Annotated in this window: 13 protein-coding genes and 1 pseudogene; 12 read left to right on the top strand and 2 right to left on the bottom strand. The window is 42.3% G+C overall.

Annotated features, from left to right (window positions below; genetic code table 11):
- The 8 genes and pseudogenes from V7K15_RS16040 to V7K15_RS16005 form a co-directional block, all read left to right on the top strand.
- A pseudogene (locus V7K15_RS16040) lies at positions 1-123 on the top strand (photosystem II D2 protein (photosystem q(a) protein)); the annotation flags it as partial.
- A 782-nt stretch (positions 124-905) separates the two neighbouring features.
- Positions 906-1,187, top strand: a complete 282-nt coding sequence (locus V7K15_RS16035) for a 4a-hydroxytetrahydrobiopterin dehydratase (protein WP_334906565.1) — start codon at positions 906-908, stop codon at positions 1,185-1,187.
- A gap of 626 nt (positions 1,188-1,813) precedes the next feature.
- Positions 1,814-3,547 carry an iron uptake porin gene (locus V7K15_RS16030; protein WP_334906563.1) on the top strand — a complete coding sequence of 578 codons (1,734 nt, stop codon included), beginning with the start codon at positions 1,814-1,816 and terminating at the stop codon, positions 3,545-3,547.
- Between the two features lie 432 nt (positions 3,548-3,979).
- The gene (locus tag V7K15_RS16025) at positions 3,980-4,417 is read left to right on the top strand and encodes an RrF2 family transcriptional regulator (RefSeq protein WP_334906561.1); all 438 of its coding nucleotides are present in this window, start codon (positions 3,980-3,982) and stop codon (positions 4,415-4,417) included.
- Between the two features lie 71 nt (positions 4,418-4,488).
- On the top strand, positions 4,489-5,451 hold the full coding sequence (gene cysK / locus V7K15_RS16020; RefSeq protein ID WP_334906559.1) for a cysteine synthase A: 963 nt from the start codon (positions 4,489-4,491) through the stop codon (positions 5,449-5,451).
- 15 nt (positions 5,452-5,466) lie between these two features.
- Positions 5,467-6,168: a J domain-containing protein gene (locus tag V7K15_RS16015; RefSeq protein ID WP_334906557.1), complete on the top strand. Its 702-nt coding sequence runs from the start codon at positions 5,467-5,469 to the stop codon at positions 6,166-6,168.
- Positions 6,169-6,545: 377 nt separating this feature from the next.
- Positions 6,546-7,400, top strand: coding sequence for a Uma2 family endonuclease (locus tag V7K15_RS16010; protein ID WP_334906571.1), 855 nt, complete (start codon positions 6,546-6,548; stop codon positions 7,398-7,400).
- A gap of 732 nt (positions 7,401-8,132) precedes the next feature.
- A complete protein-coding gene (locus tag V7K15_RS16005) occupies positions 8,133-9,383 on the top strand; it encodes a serine/threonine-protein kinase (RefSeq protein ID WP_334906555.1) in 1,251 nt (416 codons plus the stop codon).
- A gap of 172 nt (positions 9,384-9,555) precedes the next feature.
- Here the strand turns inward: V7K15_RS16005 and V7K15_RS16000 are convergent, their stop codons facing one another.
- Complete coding sequence (locus V7K15_RS16000) at positions 9,556-10,464, bottom strand: c-type heme family protein (RefSeq protein WP_334906553.1); 909 nt, start codon at positions 10,462-10,464, stop codon at positions 9,556-9,558.
- A 291-nt stretch (positions 10,465-10,755) separates the two neighbouring features.
- Here V7K15_RS16000 and V7K15_RS15995 point away from each other — a divergent pair, with 291 nt between their 5' ends.
- On the top strand, positions 10,756-12,645 hold the full coding sequence (locus V7K15_RS15995; RefSeq protein WP_334906551.1) for a serine/threonine-protein kinase: 1,890 nt from the start codon (positions 10,756-10,758) through the stop codon (positions 12,643-12,645).
- Between the two features lie 123 nt (positions 12,646-12,768).
- Positions 12,769-13,662, top strand: a complete 894-nt coding sequence (locus tag V7K15_RS15990) for an SDH family Clp fold serine proteinase (protein WP_334906548.1) — start codon at positions 12,769-12,771, stop codon at positions 13,660-13,662.
- A 31-nt stretch (positions 13,663-13,693) separates the two neighbouring features.
- Here V7K15_RS15990 and V7K15_RS15985 read toward each other — a convergent pair whose 3' ends face one another.
- On the bottom strand, positions 13,694-14,419 hold the full coding sequence (locus V7K15_RS15985) for a peptidoglycan-binding protein (RefSeq protein WP_334906546.1): 726 nt from the start codon (positions 14,417-14,419) through the stop codon (positions 13,694-13,696).
- Positions 14,420-14,941: 522 nt separating this feature from the next.
- Here V7K15_RS15985 and V7K15_RS15980 point away from each other — a divergent pair.
- Both V7K15_RS15980 and rimP read left to right on the top strand, forming a co-directional pair.
- Complete coding sequence (locus V7K15_RS15980) at positions 14,942-16,390, top strand: hypothetical protein (RefSeq protein WP_334906544.1); 1,449 nt, start codon at positions 14,942-14,944, stop codon at positions 16,388-16,390.
- A gap of 158 nt (positions 16,391-16,548) precedes the next feature.
- The gene (rimP, locus tag V7K15_RS15975; protein WP_334906542.1) at positions 16,549-17,010 is read left to right on the top strand and encodes a ribosome maturation factor RimP; all 462 of its coding nucleotides are present in this window, start codon (positions 16,549-16,551) and stop codon (positions 17,008-17,010) included.
- Positions 17,011-17,143: the final 133 nt, after the last annotated feature.

The raw sequence follows: 17,143 nt of genomic DNA, 5'->3' as shown, positions 1-17,143 counted from the left end.
ACCTTCTATACCAAAAACATTTTGCTGAATGAGGGTATCCGCGCTTGGATGGCTCCTCAAGATCAACCCCACGAACAATTTGTATTCCCTGAGGAAGTTCTACCTCGCGGTAACGCTCTTTAATATGAAAAGCCGACCATGACCTGAATTAGGGTTGTGGTTGCCAAAAATTGACACCACCCAAATTAAATAATCTCCTTGTAATAAGCCAATAAAGTGTCAATATTCCCCATTCTCCAGTGATCTCCCATCTTTTGGTGGGGGATTTTTTCTGTATATGGTTAATATCTCTAAATTTATGTGTTATATTAGATGAAGGTGATAAGCCCGGAGTAAATACTCTGCCCTTTTAAAAGTAAGACCGCTTAGGCAATAAGGAGGTGATGCCCATGATAGAAAGTAGTAAATGCATGGGTCATCAGGTTGCAGTTAGCCGGCTGTGCGTCGGAGCTGTTCTCTAAAAGTTAGCCTTAGTCATCTTGAGAGACTAAGTTAGCTCAAGTAGCTAGGCAAGCTGGGAGTTCCTTCCGGCAGTCTGGTTGCAACCTGAAGACCCGCTAGACCGCTCTGATATTAGATCAACTGATCTAAATCAGAGCGGATAGTTTTTTGTAGGTGATTTTTGTTTTATCAACGGTTGCTTTTGAAAACTTAGATGGCGGTGCCTGCGACGGGCAAAGCCAATGCCTTTAAGTTTTGTTAAAAATAAAAATATTTTGGCTCAAACCTTGGGAACTGATCAGATGTGAGCAATAGCGTCTATCTACCAAGTCGGATTTAAATTATACACACACCCATTATCTCCTAGTTTATCCTCCCATCCCTTCTCTGTGGAAAATAAAAAGGGTTTCTCTTTGTCAGATACAAGATGTAACAAATCAAATATTATATAGGAATTTTTTGAGATGGCACAACTACTGACTAAAGCGGAAATTCAAGAACAGGCAAAAGTTGTGTCAGGTTGGACTGTTGAAGATTCCAAGTTGCAAATTACCCGCAAATTCAAGGATTTTATCCAAGCAATTGAGTTTGTCAATAAACTGGTGGAGCCGGCTGAGTCGGCAGGACATCATCCAGATATAGAGATTTCCTATAATAAAGTAAAGATTACACTCACAACTCATGATGCAGGTGGGTTGACACAAGCAGACTTTGATTTAGCACAGGTGATTGCCAAAATCAACTAAGTGATTTTTTGTGATATCTGGCACTAGGCAAGTAAAAGTCACCGCGACACAGACAAAAGCCGCCTATCCTTCTCCTGATGGAGACGTAGCCGATAGCTTGCTTAAGAGTGGAGGTAGGGATTTCAAAAACCTTGATTCCTAATTTTGTGTTTATTTAAACAGTAGCAGGCGGACTACCCTGCCAGAAGCCTTGGCCTACGTTTGTATAACCGAGCCAGTGTATTGTAACTGGTGTGCCATTTCTACTAGGGCTAAGTGCAAGAAGTGATTTTTGCTGAGAAGCTGCTAAGTGTCTAAAACTTTGAGTAAATAGGCAGCGAATGACCTAAACCCTACTCCCTGGTTAGATATTTAGATAAGTATGTGTGACAGTTATTAAGGCGATCGCTACAATCTTGCCATCTAGATCAGATGTTTTATAATGTTATGATATGAACATATGTTTTTGCATAAGTTAATCAGATAAGTTTTTAACCCTAAGTTAATCGTTTATTAGCTTTGCAAAAACTAAAATTGTAGTAGTGGCAACAATGCCTCATCGACAGGTTTCAATGAGATGCCGGATTTTTGAGAATTAGGTGCAATCGAAGCCAATTATCTAAACAAGGTGTGAGGAGTAAAGGAAAATGTCTAATCTCTTATGGAAATCCTTAGTGGTTAGCCCAGCAGTTTTGGGAGCAACATTGTTAGTTTCGACAACAGCAATGGCGGTTCCAAGCACAACCACAGAAGGTTCAGCAGCCAAACAAGCGGGTGTAACCGGAGTTGCCCAACAGCCAGATACATTGGCTCAAACAACAATAGATCAAGTTAATCGCTACAGCAACGAAGGCAAGCAAAATAACTCTCAGTCTCAAGTAACATCGGTTTCGCAATTTTCCGACGTCCAACCCACTGACTGGGCATTCCAAGCATTGCAGTCCTTGGTTGAGCGCTATGGTTGTATTGCAGGTTATCCAGATGCGACTTATCGCGGTAATCGTGCTTTAACCCGGTATGAATTTGCGGCTGGTTTGAATGCCTGTTTGAATCGGGTTAACGAATTGATTGCCACAGCAACAGCTGACATGGTGACTAAACAAGATTTAGCTACCTTACAACGGTTGCAAGAAGAATTTTCCGCAGAATTGGCAACCCTACGCGGTCGTGTAGATTCCTTAGAAGCGCGGACTGCTGAATTGGAAGCTAATCAGTTCTCCACCACTACCAAACTAGTCGGTGAAGCGATTTTTGGCGTTACTGATGCGTTTGGAGGGAACACAGGCAACAATAACAATGCCGTCTTCCAAGATCGGGTACGTTTAGACTTGCAAACCAGCTTCACGGGTAGAGACGTTTTACATACTCGTCTTGCAGCAGGTAATGCAACAGCCTTTTCACAAGTGGATAAGGCTGGTTTCCCTATCAACACTGGGGAAGGCACACAAACGTTTCAAGTTGCTGGTAGCAATGGTAGCAACAACAGTATCAGTATAGACCGCTTGACCTATGAAGTTCCCATAGGACCAGCCCACGTTTACCTAGCAGCTAGTGGTGGACGGCATAGCCATTATGCTGCTGTCAACAACCCTTACTTTTTTGACAACACTGATGGCGGTAACGGCGCTTTATCTACCTTTGCTTCTGAAAGTCCGATCTATCGTATTGGTAGCGGTGCAGGTATAGCGCTGAATCTACCCCTTGGTAAAGGTGGTGGTATTTTGGGAAATAGCTCAATCACTGCGGGTTACTTGGCATCGCAAGCTAATAATCCTGGACTGAATCAAGGTCTGGTCAACGGCGACTATGCTGCTCTAGGGCAGTTGAACTTTAGTGTTGGCGATCGCGTGGCTTTAGCTGCTACCTATGTCCACGGATATACTGGCGCTGGCGGTGGCGTAGGTCGTACCTTATTCAACTCAGATGCCACGACAAACGCAGGTTTCCTTGAAGTAGGTACTAATCAAGCTAACGCTCTAACTACAACAAATGGATCTTCAAGTAATTCCTACGGCGTGGAAGCTGCGTTTAGACCCAGCGACAAGCTGTCAATTAGTGGCTTTGCCTCTTACCACCAGGTCGTCGGCTTTGGTGCAGGTGATAATTATGACGCCTGGAGCTATGGTCTTGGGGTAGCCTTACCTGATTTAGGTAAAAAGGGCAACGTTTTAGGTCTTTTTGCTGGTGCAGAACCCTATTCCTTTAACCGACCAGGTTTTGTTGGTAATAATGTACCTTATCACTTTGAAGGCTTCTACAAGTATCGTGTATCGGATAACATCTCAATTACCCCTGGTGTAATCTGGTTAACCTCTCCTGGTCAAAACAGCAATAACGATAGTGCGATTATCGGTACGCTGAGAACAACTTTCACCTTCTAGAGTGTTGACTATCCATTGACAATTTTGAACTATATTGCTCCCCGCCATCAGGCGGGGCTTTTTGTTGTCAGTAGCAACAATGAATAAACCCCAGTATGTAACCGGAGTATACTATAAAAGTTAGAAGTTATGAGTTATGAGGGTTTTTAGATGAAGAGACCAGAGTTGGGTAGGCATTGTAATGTCCACTCTACAAGTGACTTACGTTGTAAGCAACTTTGTCTGAGCGAACTTTTCTAATAGAGGTTGGCGTATAAAGTTACATATTACGTAATATCCTAACTCTGCCAATTTTAGATTGAAGGAAAAATCTAAAATCCAAATTGAATCACTCCTAACTTCTAACTCCTGTACAGACGCGATTAATCGCGTCTCTCCAAAGTACAGACGCGATTAATCGCGTCTCTCCTAACTCCTAACTTATTGCTGCTTGTGGAACTATCGTGTAAATCGGAATACGCAATTCTGGCCTTATTAGAGATGGCCGCCCATTACGAAAGCGGCGAACCTCTGCAAATTCGACAAATTGCAGCTGAACAAAACATACCCGATCGCTATCTGGAACAGCTGCTAGCAACCTTGAGGCGTGGGGGTATAGTCAAGAGTCAGCGTGGATCAAAGGGTGGCTATCTGTTAACGCGAGAACCCCGCAAAATCATCCTTTTTGAGATTTTGGAATGTTTAGAAGGGTTAGAGGCGCTGACTTGTCAAGAAAACGTTAATCCCAAAACGGTAGACAGTTCGGTTATAGAAGAAATTTGGCAAGAAGCAAGTCGAGCAGCAAATTCAGTGTTGCAAAAATATACGCTCCAGGATCTTTGTGAAAAACGGGATTCGCGGCGGCAGTTCGATATCATGTACTACATTTAGTTATTAGTCATTGGTCATTTGTTGATGACCAATGACTAATAACTAAATAACTAATAACTAAGGACTAAATTATGCGAATTGCTCGTAACATTACAGAACTGATTGGTCGTACACCCCTAGTGCAGTTGAACCGCATTCCCCAAACAGAAGGATGTGTTGCTCAAATTGTGGTGAAACTGGAAAGTATGAACCCATCGGCATCAGTTAAAGACCGAATTGGGGTGAGTATGATTAACGCCGCCGAAGAAGAGGGGCTGATTACTCCTCTGAAGACAGTATTGGTAGAACCCACCTCTGGAAATACAGGAATTGCCCTAGCAATGGCAGCAGCAGCCAAGGGTTATCGATTAATTTTGACAATGCCAGAGACAATGAGTGGGGAACGACGGGCAATGTTGCGGGCTTATGGAGCAGAACTGGAACTAACACCAGGTATGGAAGGCATGAGTGGGGCAATTAGGCGAGCGCAGCAAATAGTTAATACTACACCAAATAGCTATATGTTGCAGCAGTTCCGCAATCCAGCCAATGCAAAAGTGCATCGGGAAACTACAGCAGAAGAAATCTGGGAAGATACCGATGGACAAGTAGATATGATCGTGGCAGGGGTGGGCACAGGTGGTACGATCACTGGGATAGCAGAAGTGATTAAAGCACGCAAGCCTAGTTCTAAGGCGATCGCTGTTGAACCAGCCAATAGCCCAGTTTTATCTGGGGGACGACCAGGACCACACAAAATCCAGGGAATTGGTGCTGGGTTTATTCCCCAAGTATTAAAGATAAAATTGATTGATGAAGTGATTAGCGTCACCGATGAAGAAGCGATCGCTTATAGTCGGCGTTTGGCAAAAGAAGAAGGGCTACTATCTGGCATTTCCAGTGGAGCCGCTTTATGTGCAGCAATTCGGGTTGCCCAACGTCAAGAAAATAAGGGACGTTTAATTGTGATGATTCAGCCCAGTTTTGGGGAGAGGTATTTGAGTACGCCGTTGTTCCAAGACCTGGAGGCAAGGTTAGCCGCTAGCGTCAGTTAACGATACATTGAATTAATGGTGAATTATAAGCACGTTTCTAACCACTACGAAACTCTCAAAGTTAGTCCAAGTGCCAGCCAAACGGAGATTAAGCAAGCTTATCGCCGCTTGGTTAAATTGTTTCATCCTGACAGTCATCAGGAAACAGCCGATCACGAGCAGATTATCCGCATCAATGCAGCTTATGAGGTTTTAGGCGATAATCAAAATCGCCGCAATTATGACCAACAACTGCAAGATCAGTCTCAAAAATTAAATAGCGATCGCCTACAGCGTACAGCATCAGCTCAAAAGCATTACCAGACAAGACGAAAAACAGGACGGCAAGCTGACGAGCAAGTAGACGAATGGCTGCGCCGAGTTTATCAACCAGTCAATCGCCTGCTTTGTGGTATTCTCTATTCCCTAGAAGAACAAATGGATCAATTAGCCGCTGATCCCTTTGATGATCAATTGTTAGATGAATTTCAGGAATATTTAAAAATCTGTCGAGATGACCTCAAGCAGGCACAAATTACTTTTCGCTCCCTACCGAATCCCCCTAGTCTAGCAAGAACGGCGGCTCACCTTTACTACAGCCTTAATCAAGTAGCAGATGGACTCGAAGAGTTGGCTTATTTTCCTTTGAGCTACGATGAGCGTTATTTACACACAGGTCAAGAACTATTCCGCATAGCTACGAGATTACACTGTGAGGCACAAGCGTCTGTAAATTAATAAAGCTCAGAATACACTCTAATAATTTGTTATCCCACCTTTTCTAAATTTGAACTTTCAAAGGAGACACTAAGATAGAAGCTAGATTCAATAGTTTGGTTTAACGCGCTGCATTCTTTGCCTGTGGTAAGGTGAGAAAATATGCTTTTCTGATGCAGTAACATTCAAACTCCGTCCAGAGTTAAGCTAAACCACATCTATTTGGCATAATCTGAAATTGTACATTTATTGTGGGGTGGGCGAGACGCCCACCCAAGATATGCAAGTTAAATGTAGAACATCCTCTTACATCGATTAGGAGTTTTACAACCAAATGATTGGGAAAAATGCGTCAACACATCCAGCAAATATGGTCTTCTCTTGAAGAATATAAAGAAATGACTTCTTCTCTCCATTACATCCCTCAATCTGACCCGCCGCTTCCTCCTTGGGAAACGCTACCAACGATGTATGATTTACCAAGTGATAACCCAGAGGAACCAGGCTTGCCAGACGATTTTCACTTTTTACAACCCTTACTTTTATACTTAACTTTTCAGCCAATTAACTGGAATCCAGAACTAGTTTACAGTGCTGCTGACCTTAATCTCTACTATGATCTTCAGCATCCTTTGTGGTATAAGCGCCCAGATTGGTTTGGTGTCGTAGGGGTAGGAAAATTATACAAAGGGCAAGATTTACGGTTAAGTTATGTAACTTGGCAAGAGCCAGCAAATCCCTTCGTGGTTGTTGAGTTATTATCTCCAGGTACGGAAGACGAAGATTTAGGCACAAGAAGAGAAAGTGCAGCAGATAAACCTCCTAGCAAATGGGAAGTTTATGAACGAATTTTGCGGATTCCCTACTATATTGTTTTTAGTCGCTACACTAATGAGCTTCGGGCTTTTCAGTTAGTCGGCGGTCACTATGAACCGATGAATTTGACTGATGGATACCTACTAATGCCAGAAATAAATTTAAGTTTAGGCTTATGGCAGGGTTCATTTCGAGATATTGAAAGGTTGTGGTTAAGATGGTTCACTTTAGAAGGAGAATTAATTCCCGCACCTACAGAGGAAGCTGTTGCTGCAACTGAACGAGCTATCATTGCTGAACTAGAAGCTACAGAAGCTAAACTAGAAGCTACAGAAGCTAAACTAGAAGCTACAGAAGCTAAACGAAAAGTAGAACAATTAGCACAACGTTTGCGTCAGTTAGGTGTGAATCCTGATGAACTAGATGAATTATTGTAGCTTGAGAAATTTTTGTCTGATACGCAGCATTATTTTCTGCTTTTGAGGAATCACCTGTACTGAAAACTTTGATAGCCGATATTAAGGCAGTTATTTAATAACAATATTTGCTCCCACAAAGATTAACTTTTGAGTGCGATGTCTACGACGAGCTGCGCTAACGCATATTTACCACTTCAAATACATATAGCACTCGTATTTGATTTTTTTCAAAAATCAATACACCCCGAAAAAGCTTCTTCCCCACTCCCATTCGGCTACGCTTACGGCAAGCCTACTCCCTGTCTACGCAAATAATTTCAAAAATCAAAGCAAACTGCTATATAATATTTCCTTCAGGAAGTCTATAGCAACCTCAGTTTTTCTGAAAAACTGTGATGTCATGCTATATCGTTACTGTTCCCAAAGTCATTGTAAATTGGATTACTAAGGGTAAAATAAGCTTCAGCAGCAAATCCAAAAGGCGATATTCGCAGATATTACCGCAGACACTGGTTATGTTGCGGCTGCTAAAATATCTAAGTACGAGTATTATGATCAAACTACCCCAGTAAAAATCGTCTATTTGGTAACACCAGACCATTAAAAAATTGTAGAAAAGTGTATTTCCTTGTCTCCATAGTGGTGCTAACCTCAATTTGAAGGATGTTATCAGCCTTTATCTGCTAGAGTTTCTGACTTTCAGCAAACTAGATAATTTATCAACAATAAAATCGCTAGGAGTGCGATGAGATGTCACAGTCCCATATCACAAGGCCAGAAATAGCTGCTGGAACTCTAATCGATAACCGCTATATTATCCAAAAACTTCTAGGACAGGGAGGATTGGGGCGAACTTACTTGGCGTTTGACACTCGTCGGTTTAATGAAGCTTGTGTTCTTAAAGAATTTGCACCCATTGGCACAGGGGAGAGTGGACTAGAACAATATCGCAACTTATTTAAAAGAGAGGCAAAAATTCTTCATCAATTGCAACATCCTCAAATTCCCAAGTTTTTGGCTTGCTTTGAAGGAGATGGTCGGTTATTCCTAGTACAAGAGTATGTTGACGGTAAAACATATTCTAGGCTGCTGGGAGAACTTCAACGTCAAGGAAGAAATTTTTCTCAAAAGGAAGTTATCCAGTGGCTAAAGAATCTGCTGCCTGTTTTGGAATATGTCCACCAGCACAACATCATCCATCGAGATATTTCTCCTGACAACATCATGTTACCTGATGGCAAGGATCTGCCAGTGCTGATTGATTTCGGTGTAGGCAAGCAAATTGTTGACATGAATGAGGGGAGAAATTCCAACCACCAGGTAACGTTTGTTGGCAAAATGTCCCTTGTAGGCAAAGTGGGATATGCTCCCCGCGAACAGATTAGCTTGGGTTTATGTTCCCCCTCTAGTGACCTTTATGCTTTGGGGGTAACTGTTATTGTACTACTCACAGGTAAAGATCCATCCTTACTAATGGATCAGAATTCCTTAGAATGGAACTGGCATTATTATACTTCTATTACTGATAGTTTTGCTCAAATACTCGATTGCATGTTGGCAGATAGACCTAACAAGCGATACCAAACAGCCAGGGAAGTTCTTATAGATTTAGAGCGAATTGGAGAAATAGAAGTGGCAATGTCTCCTGCAATCATGCCTGATGATTTGCCTACTACGGTATTTAACCCTGAATTTCAGGCTATGTCGGCAATATCGGCATCATACAACCAACCCGGAGAAACAATTTTTAGTTTATCTAGTTCACCTGCTAGTCCGCAAATTGGGCAAATTGAACAACAACAACCTTCACTCAAACCAGCATTTATCAAACGTTGTCAGCAACAGTTAGCTTACCACATCGGACCAATGGCAAATCTGATTATAGAAGAAATATTAGCTCAAAATCCTGACATTTCACCTGACCAATTTGTTGAACTGATCACCAGGGAAATTCCTGACTTTCAAGCAGCTTTTGAATTCAAAAAAAGCTTATTCTCATAGATATTTACACCAGCCCGAATTTACGGATAAATTTTAATCTTTTAACTAATTCTGTGGGTTTAAGTCAAGAGACTTAATAAAAGTGGTAAGGCTTTTTGGCAGGGTCTAAATATCCATTACGAATTACGTTAGCGTAGCGTTAGCGAGTATTCGAGCGTCATTACGAATTATTTTAATCCCCTGTACCTCCCTGAGTGCGTTTGATTCTTTTCATTGCCATTTCTAAACTTAACTGCATCCTTTTAAAAGCTCTAGCTAAATTACCGATTTCATCATTAGACATCTGCTCAAATTCAACTTCCATATGTCCGGTACTGACTTCTTCGGCTATGCGAGTCATGCGTTTGAGAGGCATAACAACTTGGCGATTCAAGAAAAAGTTGACTAACAGGATAGTCGCTATAAATATAGTTGATACAATTAGAATAATTAGTAAGGAAGACTGATGAGCTTTATTAATGACATTCTTCGCAGGTACTGATATAATTTGAGCGCCGATAATGTCATTCAGCTTCCACCCAAATCCATTAGCTGCACCATAAAGAGTAATCATACTTTGAGGGGCAACTTCAGGTGTGCTATGACACTTCAGACAGCTTTCTTCAGAAATTGGTAGTGGACGAGCAATATAAAAGATATCCCCACCAGGAATTGAGCGAAATCCACTCACTTCTTTGAGGTCTGATTTATTTCTGAACCTTTCTACAATTTCTGTCTCAAAACCGTCAGCCTTATCCCGAAGATTTGTAGGATTGAGAGTTGCTTCTTTATAAAAGAAATCACGGTAGTCTGTTGTTTTCCGTAAAATTTCAAAGACTTCCCGTGCTGAGTATGCAGGCACACTTTGCGGCAAAAACTCAGTAGCCAATTTATCAGCTAGCTGTGGATTAACTTGAGTACTAGTATATTTACGAATAGAACTCATTGTTTCCATGAGCATGAGAGCAGTTGAGCTGATATCTTGTTTAGCATTTTCTCTGAGCAAAGAAGAAAGAGCAAATCCACTCAAGCTCAAACCGAATGTCAGAATTACCACTAGCAGAATTGTAAATTTTTGTTTCAGATTCAGATTCTTTAGCATAATTTCAGATTACCTACAAGTCAAATTATTATGACTAAATATGGCTAAAGTCATTGTTTACTCTAGCATGAGCAATCAATTAAAGATTTTAGTGTAAAGGTGATAGTTTAGCTAAAACTATCAGGGTATACCCAACTTTATATTAGTAAATATTGAGGTTAATGAAAATGTTCTTTAAGTAACTAAGTTCCCAGAAGCTACAACAGCAATTCAAATGAAATTTCCCAAAATTCGTGTTGGCTGTTCTGATACCGTGCCAAAATAAATACCAGGAATTGTCAAATATTACTAATGGTGTGGAATGCAGGAAAGTCTTTATTCGGTGGACGCTACATTATTCAAAGCCAACTAGGCGAAGGTGGAATTGGCATTACTTATCTTGCCAGAAATCAACGGAATCAACTGCGAGTGATTAAAACTCTCAAAGAAGAAATCTTGAATCACCCCGCTTGGATACTCCACCGAAACAAGTTACGGCAAGACTTCCGTGATGAAGCAGTTCGACTGGCTGTGTGTCACCATCCTCATATAGTACAGATAGAAACCATCTTTGATGAGGGAAATTTGCCCTGCATGGTGATGGAGTATATCGAAGGGGAAGACTTAGCACAGCACCTGAGACGGATGGGGGTGCTATCAGAAGCAGAAGCGTTACTGTACATCCGGCAAATTGGTGACGCTTTGAAGCTAATTCACTCTAAAGGACTGCTGCATCGGGATCTCAAACCACGTAATATCATGCTCCGCATCGATAAATCAGAAGCAGTGCTGATAGACTTTGGCATCGCTAGAGAATTTATTCCCAATATCATCCAAAGGCATACAGTGTATCGCACTCCTGGTTTTGCCCCACCTGAGCAGTATGAATCAGAAGCGCCACGAGGAGAATACATTGATATCTACGCCCTAGCTGCTACCTTGTATAATTTGCTCACCGCCGTTATCCCGACAAGTGCAGACGATCGCTGTCACAATATTAATTTAGAACCACCACAATATTTTAATCCTAACATTAGCAACAGGGTCAATCAGGCTATTATGTGCGGGATGGATTTGGAGTCAACCTATCGTCCCCAGTCTGTGCAGGAGTGGTTGGATTTACTGGGGTATGATCGTGGTGAGGATGTAACAGCAATATCATCTACTTTAGTGATAAGGCCTAGATTTCAACCATCTCGACCTGTTGTATTAGATCAACAGAACTGGCAATGTGTACAGACCCTCAAAGGTCATTCTAGTATGGTTCATGCGATCGCCATTAGCTCAGATGGGCAATTAATTGCTAGTGGCAGTAATGACAAGACGATCAAACTTTGGCAAGTTGGTACTGGCAAGCTAGTGCGTCAACTGGGTCGTTGGTCTTCTGGTCATTCCAATATGGTTCATTCCGTCGCCTTTAGCCCAATCTCTCCAAACCTTTATTATCAAGAAAAGTCAGGGAAATCGGTAGGAATCGCAGACCGGAACCGGAGGATTTTGGCTAGCGGTAGTTGGGATAACACGATCAAATTGTGGGATGTAAACACAGGCAAAGAAATTCGTACTCTCATTGGTCATGCTAATTGGGTGAATTCCGTTGCCTTTAGTCCAGATGGCAAGTTTCTGGCTAGTGGCAGTGCTGACTGCACAATTAAACTGTGGCAGGTACACACAGGTATAGAAATCCAAACTCTCACAGGTCATTCCGACTCAGTTTCGTCAGTCGCCTACTCTCCAAGAACACCGACAACGAATAGTAAGGATAGACAGCTTGTGGCTAGTGGTAGTAATGACTACACCATCAAACTGTGGCAAGTATACACAGGCAGAAACATTTGCACACTTACAGGTCATTCCTTCTTCGTCAACTGTATCGCCTTCAGCCAGGATGGGGAAATTCTCGCTAGTGGCAGTGCTGACAATACTATTAAACTGTGGGATGTAAATACACGCAAAGAAATTCGTACTCTGATTGGTCATTCTGATTCAGTTTGGTCAGTCGCCTTTAGCCAGGATGGGCAATTTCTCGCTAGTGGCAGTTGGGACAAGACTATCAAACTGTGGCACGTAGAGAGTGGCAGAGAAATCAGCACACTTACAGGGCATTCCAACTATGTTAGATGCGCCGCCTTTAGTCACAATGGCCCAACCCTCGTTAGCGGTAGTGATGACGACACTATCAAGATTTGGCGACGGGGATAATTCATAATTGATAATATTTTTGCTGAGTGTGGTTCGATACTTTTAAACCTATAGATAGAACTGCGATCGCCCCAAATTTGTGACAATAATGACGGCAACCGTGATTTTTGAACAATAATTTTTATGGGCTTTGGTATTGGTGATTTATTCTGGATTTTCCTGCTTCTGACTTCTTTGCAACCCCTTTGGCAAAAACGTCAAATAGAATATCGGCGCTTGCATGCTTTACAAGAATTTCAGCAGGAACGCAAAAGTCGGGTGATTTTGCTGATTCACCGCCAAGAGTCCCTTAGCTTCCTGGGAATTCCCATATCTCGCTACATTACTATCGAAGACTCAGAACAAATATTGCGAGCAATTCGCCTTACACCTCCAGATGTGCCGATTGATTTAATTTTGCACACTCCTGGTGGTTTGGTTTTGGCTACGGAACAAATCGCCAGAGCGTTAATTCGCCACCAAGCAAAAGTCACAGTCTTTGTACCGCACTACGCCATGAGTGGCGGTACAATGCTGGCGATCGCCTCTGATGAAATTATTATGGATGCTAACGCTGTCTTGGGGCCAGTTGATCCCCAACTGGGTAATTATCCCGCAGCCAGTATCCTGAAAGTAGTTGAAGATAAACCCATAAGTGAGATTGATGACCAAACTCTAATTATGGCAGACCTCTCACGCAAAGCAATTCAGCAAGTACAGAGGTTTGTACGAACTCTGCTAAAAGACAGTATACCTAAACAAAAAGTTCTGCCAGAAAATATCGAATCGATTATCGAAGCCTTAACAACCGGGCGCGTCACCCATGACTATCCCATCACTATTGAAGAAGCAACAGAAATGGGGCTGCCCGTAACCGTCGGACTGCCCCATTCTATTTATGATCTCATGGATCTGTACCCACAGCCACAAGGAGGGCGCCCCAGCGTACAGTACATTCCTATGCCTTACAATGACCGCCGTCCAATTCTACCTACACCCAAGGGCAGACCCTTGGAAGAACCAAATCAGATGACTTGAGGAGCTTTGTCCTAAGAGTTTTTTGTGCGGACTAGGGTGTAGACATCGGTGTAGACATCGGTGTAGACATCGGTGTAGACATCGGCGTAGACATCGGTGTAGACATCGGTGTAGACATCGGTGTAGACATCGGCGTAGACATCGGCGTAGACATCGGTGTAGACATCGGTGTAGACATCGGCGTAGACATCGGTTTAGACATCGGTTTAGCTGTTGGTTTAGCTGTTGGTTTAGCCGTAGGTGTAGCTGTTGGTTTAGATGTCGGTGTAGCTGTCGGCTGACTGAAGACTGTCTTTGCTTCCTCATTCAGCTTTTGGCGGAGTGCTAAATTAGCAATTCCAGTTTCTTGCAACTGATATTTCTTCTGATACTCCTTCACCACTGCTTCCGTCTGTGAACCATAAAAATGATCGCGTGGGAGGGGAGGATTTGGTTTCACCACTGCATTCAAATTTCTGTGCAGAATTTGAACGATGTTAGCAGCAAAATCTTGGGTTTTTGGCCCTGCTATCCCATCAACTGGTTTTAGCTTATAACCTGTCTGAAATTCACGAATTGCCTTTTTAGTTTCCTCATCAGTCAAAGCATTCTTTGTTACCTTGACTTTATAGCCTAACCCCCGCAACACAGTACGGAATTGCTGGGGCGTATAGCTACGTTGAGAGGCTGCGAAACCTGTGTCTGCAATTACTACACTAGCAGTTACTAGGCAAGTAACAGCAAAGGTCGCGCTTGATTTTCCAAACCCACACCACATACTTAAAACTCCTTTGGATTAAATCAGCAGGATTATAAAGGTTAACAGCTGCATTTTAAGTTTTTTTAATAACTTTTTTCGTGATTCTTTAATGATTTTTGAATAATTTGTGATTTATTTTTGTCAAATTTAACTCAAAACATAAATTCTACTTTATATCATCCACCTAAAGAAGTATCTTTTATTAGCAGAGATAGTTATGATTTAAATCAAATACACCTTTGAACACTAAATTACAGTATGACTGCACAGATATGCGCCTGTGTCAACTGAGAGCCAGGGCGAATTTTATCAGGCTGTTGCTCAATTCACTCTCTTGTTAAACCCCCATCCCTCAAACATTGGTTTTGCGTTGGTTTCCCGCCCTACGATAAATTATGGGCTAATAGCTAAAGTGCCTTGAAACGCACTGAAATTAAAGGAATTAAGATGGATTGAGGCTGATGGGTTAGACCCCCGATCAATTCGCCAACACGCCCTGATATTGCAAATATTCAAAAAATGTCTAATATCTGACAAAACATGAAAGACATAAAATCTTCTAAGCGGCGCAATCTTTGGTTTGAAGGATTTATGGCAATTACCGCCACAGTAAATTTAGGTTTAGTTTTGTTTGATTTAAGTTACGTACCTTGGCGAGATTTTTACTTGCGAAAACTTCCCGAAATTATTAAGATTTATGACCCCATAAAAGGTATTGAAGCTCATCGAGATACAAAAAGTTATCTAGAAAAAGTAGACGCATTAGAAGAACAAGTCAAGCAAACTGGGTTACAGTCGCCTCAGGTAAATAACAGGCTAGAGGAAATAAGGCATCTTAGTAGCGAGATGATTGACAGCAACCCGTTTGCGGGAGTGAATAAGAGTGGGACTCTGGAAAAAATCAAAAATCGAATGCGCGATCGCATCGGTAACGAATCTGCAAAACAGTCCTTTGCCACTTTTTGGAGTCAGCCCTATTTATCACAAAAAGGCTGGGATCAAGAAAATAATTTTTTCAACCAGAGCATCCGCCCTTTGATTGCCTCCAACTACTACCGCCAAATTGGGGAAAGTGGCGAATTTGTTGATGATTTCTGGATGATTGACTTACCCTTTGTGATTTTATTTGGCATAGAATTGTTGGGGCATACCTTCTTAATCAGACGCCAACATCCTGGTTTTAGCTGGTTGGAAGCAGTCTTGTGGCGTTGGTACGACCTATTTTTACTCCTACCATTTTGGCGAGGGTTGCGAATCATACCTGTATTAGTTCGCCTCGATCAAGCGCAGTTATTGAACCTCCATTCAGTGCGAAAGCAAGTTAATCAGGGGATTGTCGCCAATTTTGCCGAAGAACTTACAGAAATCGTCGTGGTGAGAGTAATTAATCAGGTTCAGGGTTCAATTCAGCAGGGTGAGTTAACGCGCTGGCTCTCACAACAGGAAAATTTACGTCCCTACATAGATATTAATAATGTGAATGAAGTGGAAGCGATCGCAGGTCTTTTGGTAAAAACAATTGTCTATCAAGTGCTACCGGAAATCCAACCTGCGATCGTGGCGATTTTGCGCCACAATATCGAAACCGTCTTCCATCAAGTCCCCGTCTACCGCAACCTCCAGAACCTCCCTGGCGTAGGACACGCCCAAACCCAGTTAAGTGAACAATTGGCGACCCAAATCACAACGAATCTTTACAAAACTTTAGTTAGCGCGGTTGAAGATCCTGTGGGCGCAAAACTCACCAGTCATCTGGTACAAAGCTTCAGCGACGCTTTAGGATCTCAAATCAAAGAAAAACACGTACTTTCAGAAATTCAGAGTTTACTTTTTGACTTCTTAGAGGAAATCAAACTCAACTATGTCCAGCGTTTGTCCCAAGAAGACATAGACCAAATTATCGAGCAAACCAGACAGCTAAGAACACAAAGATCAGTTTCAGTAGTAGTGGATAAAAGCACCACTCTCCCAAAAATACGGCAAGGGTAGAGGCCGCAGGGCGAGAATAATGCCCAATGTATTGACTATCGAAGAAATGCGCTAAACTCGAACTAGGCGAATCATGATTAGTTCGTCACAAGACTTCTTGGAAGATATACCTATCACAGGAAGTGGGTCGATACCCACTTTTTTTATTGAATTCTCTCATGGCTCATCCTTTAGTTCCACAAATTATTGATTTGGCGACACCAGTGGCAGAAGAACTGGGATTGGAAGTGGTTGGCGTGGTTTTTCACACTAACCAAAGTCCACCAGTGTTGCGGGTAGACATTCGTAATCCTCAGCAAGACACCGGGTTGAATGATTGTGAGAGGATGAGCCGTGCTTTAGAAACCTGCTTAGATGGTGCCCAAATCGTTCCAGATGCCTATGTCTTGGAAGTGTCTAGTCCTGGTATTTCGCGGCAGCTGATAACAGATAGGGAATTTATTTCCTTTAAAGGATTTCCTGTCATTATCTCCACAACGCCCCCCTACGACGGACAACAAGAGTGGATTGGTCAGTTGATTCGCCGGGATGAGACAGCACTTTACTTAAACCAAAAAGGTCATGTAGTCGAAATTCCCCGCTCCCTAATTACTAAGGTGCAGCTAGAGGAGCGCCGATAAACAAAGGGCTAGGGCTTAGGAGTTAGAGACTAGAGTGCGATTCGCGCTCAAGGCTTGAGGTTATGAACTAAGAGCTAGAGATTAGGGACTAGTGTAAAGCTATTCTCTAATCCCTGGCTCTATCTAATGCGTA

Source organism: Nostoc sp. (genome assembly GCF_036919815.1).
Classification (GTDB): Bacteria; Cyanobacteriota; Cyanobacteriia; order Cyanobacteriales; family Nostocaceae; genus Nostoc.
This window is presented reverse-complemented; position numbering and strand designations above follow the sequence as displayed.

Coding starts and splice junctions, on each gene's coding strand:
- V7K15_RS16035 (WP_334906565.1), top strand. CDS start 906: ATGGCACAACTACTGACTAAAGCGGAAATTCAAGAACAGGCAAAAGTT.
- V7K15_RS16030 (WP_334906563.1), top strand. CDS start 1,814: ATGTCTAATCTCTTATGGAAATCCTTAGTGGTTAGCCCAGCAGTTTTG.
- cysK (WP_334906559.1), top strand. CDS start 4,489: ATGCGAATTGCTCGTAACATTACAGAACTGATTGGTCGTACACCCCTA.
- V7K15_RS16015 (WP_334906557.1), top strand. CDS start 5,467: ATGGTGAATTATAAGCACGTTTCTAACCACTACGAAACTCTCAAAGTT.
- V7K15_RS16010 (WP_334906571.1), top strand. CDS start 6,546: ATGACTTCTTCTCTCCATTACATCCCTCAATCTGACCCGCCGCTTCCT.
- V7K15_RS16005 (WP_334906555.1), top strand. CDS start 8,133: ATGTCACAGTCCCATATCACAAGGCCAGAAATAGCTGCTGGAACTCTA.
- V7K15_RS16000 (WP_334906553.1), bottom strand. CDS start 10,464: ATGCTAAAGAATCTGAATCTGAAACAAAAATTTACAATTCTGCTAGTG.
- V7K15_RS15995 (WP_334906551.1), top strand. CDS start 10,756: ATGGTGTGGAATGCAGGAAAGTCTTTATTCGGTGGACGCTACATTATT.
- V7K15_RS15990 (WP_334906548.1), top strand. CDS start 12,769: ATGGGCTTTGGTATTGGTGATTTATTCTGGATTTTCCTGCTTCTGACT.
- V7K15_RS15985 (WP_334906546.1), bottom strand. CDS start 14,419: ATGTGGTGTGGGTTTGGAAAATCAAGCGCGACCTTTGCTGTTACTTGC.
- V7K15_RS15980 (WP_334906544.1), top strand. CDS start 14,942: ATGAAAGACATAAAATCTTCTAAGCGGCGCAATCTTTGGTTTGAAGGA.
- rimP (WP_334906542.1), top strand. CDS start 16,549: ATGGCTCATCCTTTAGTTCCACAAATTATTGATTTGGCGACACCAGTG.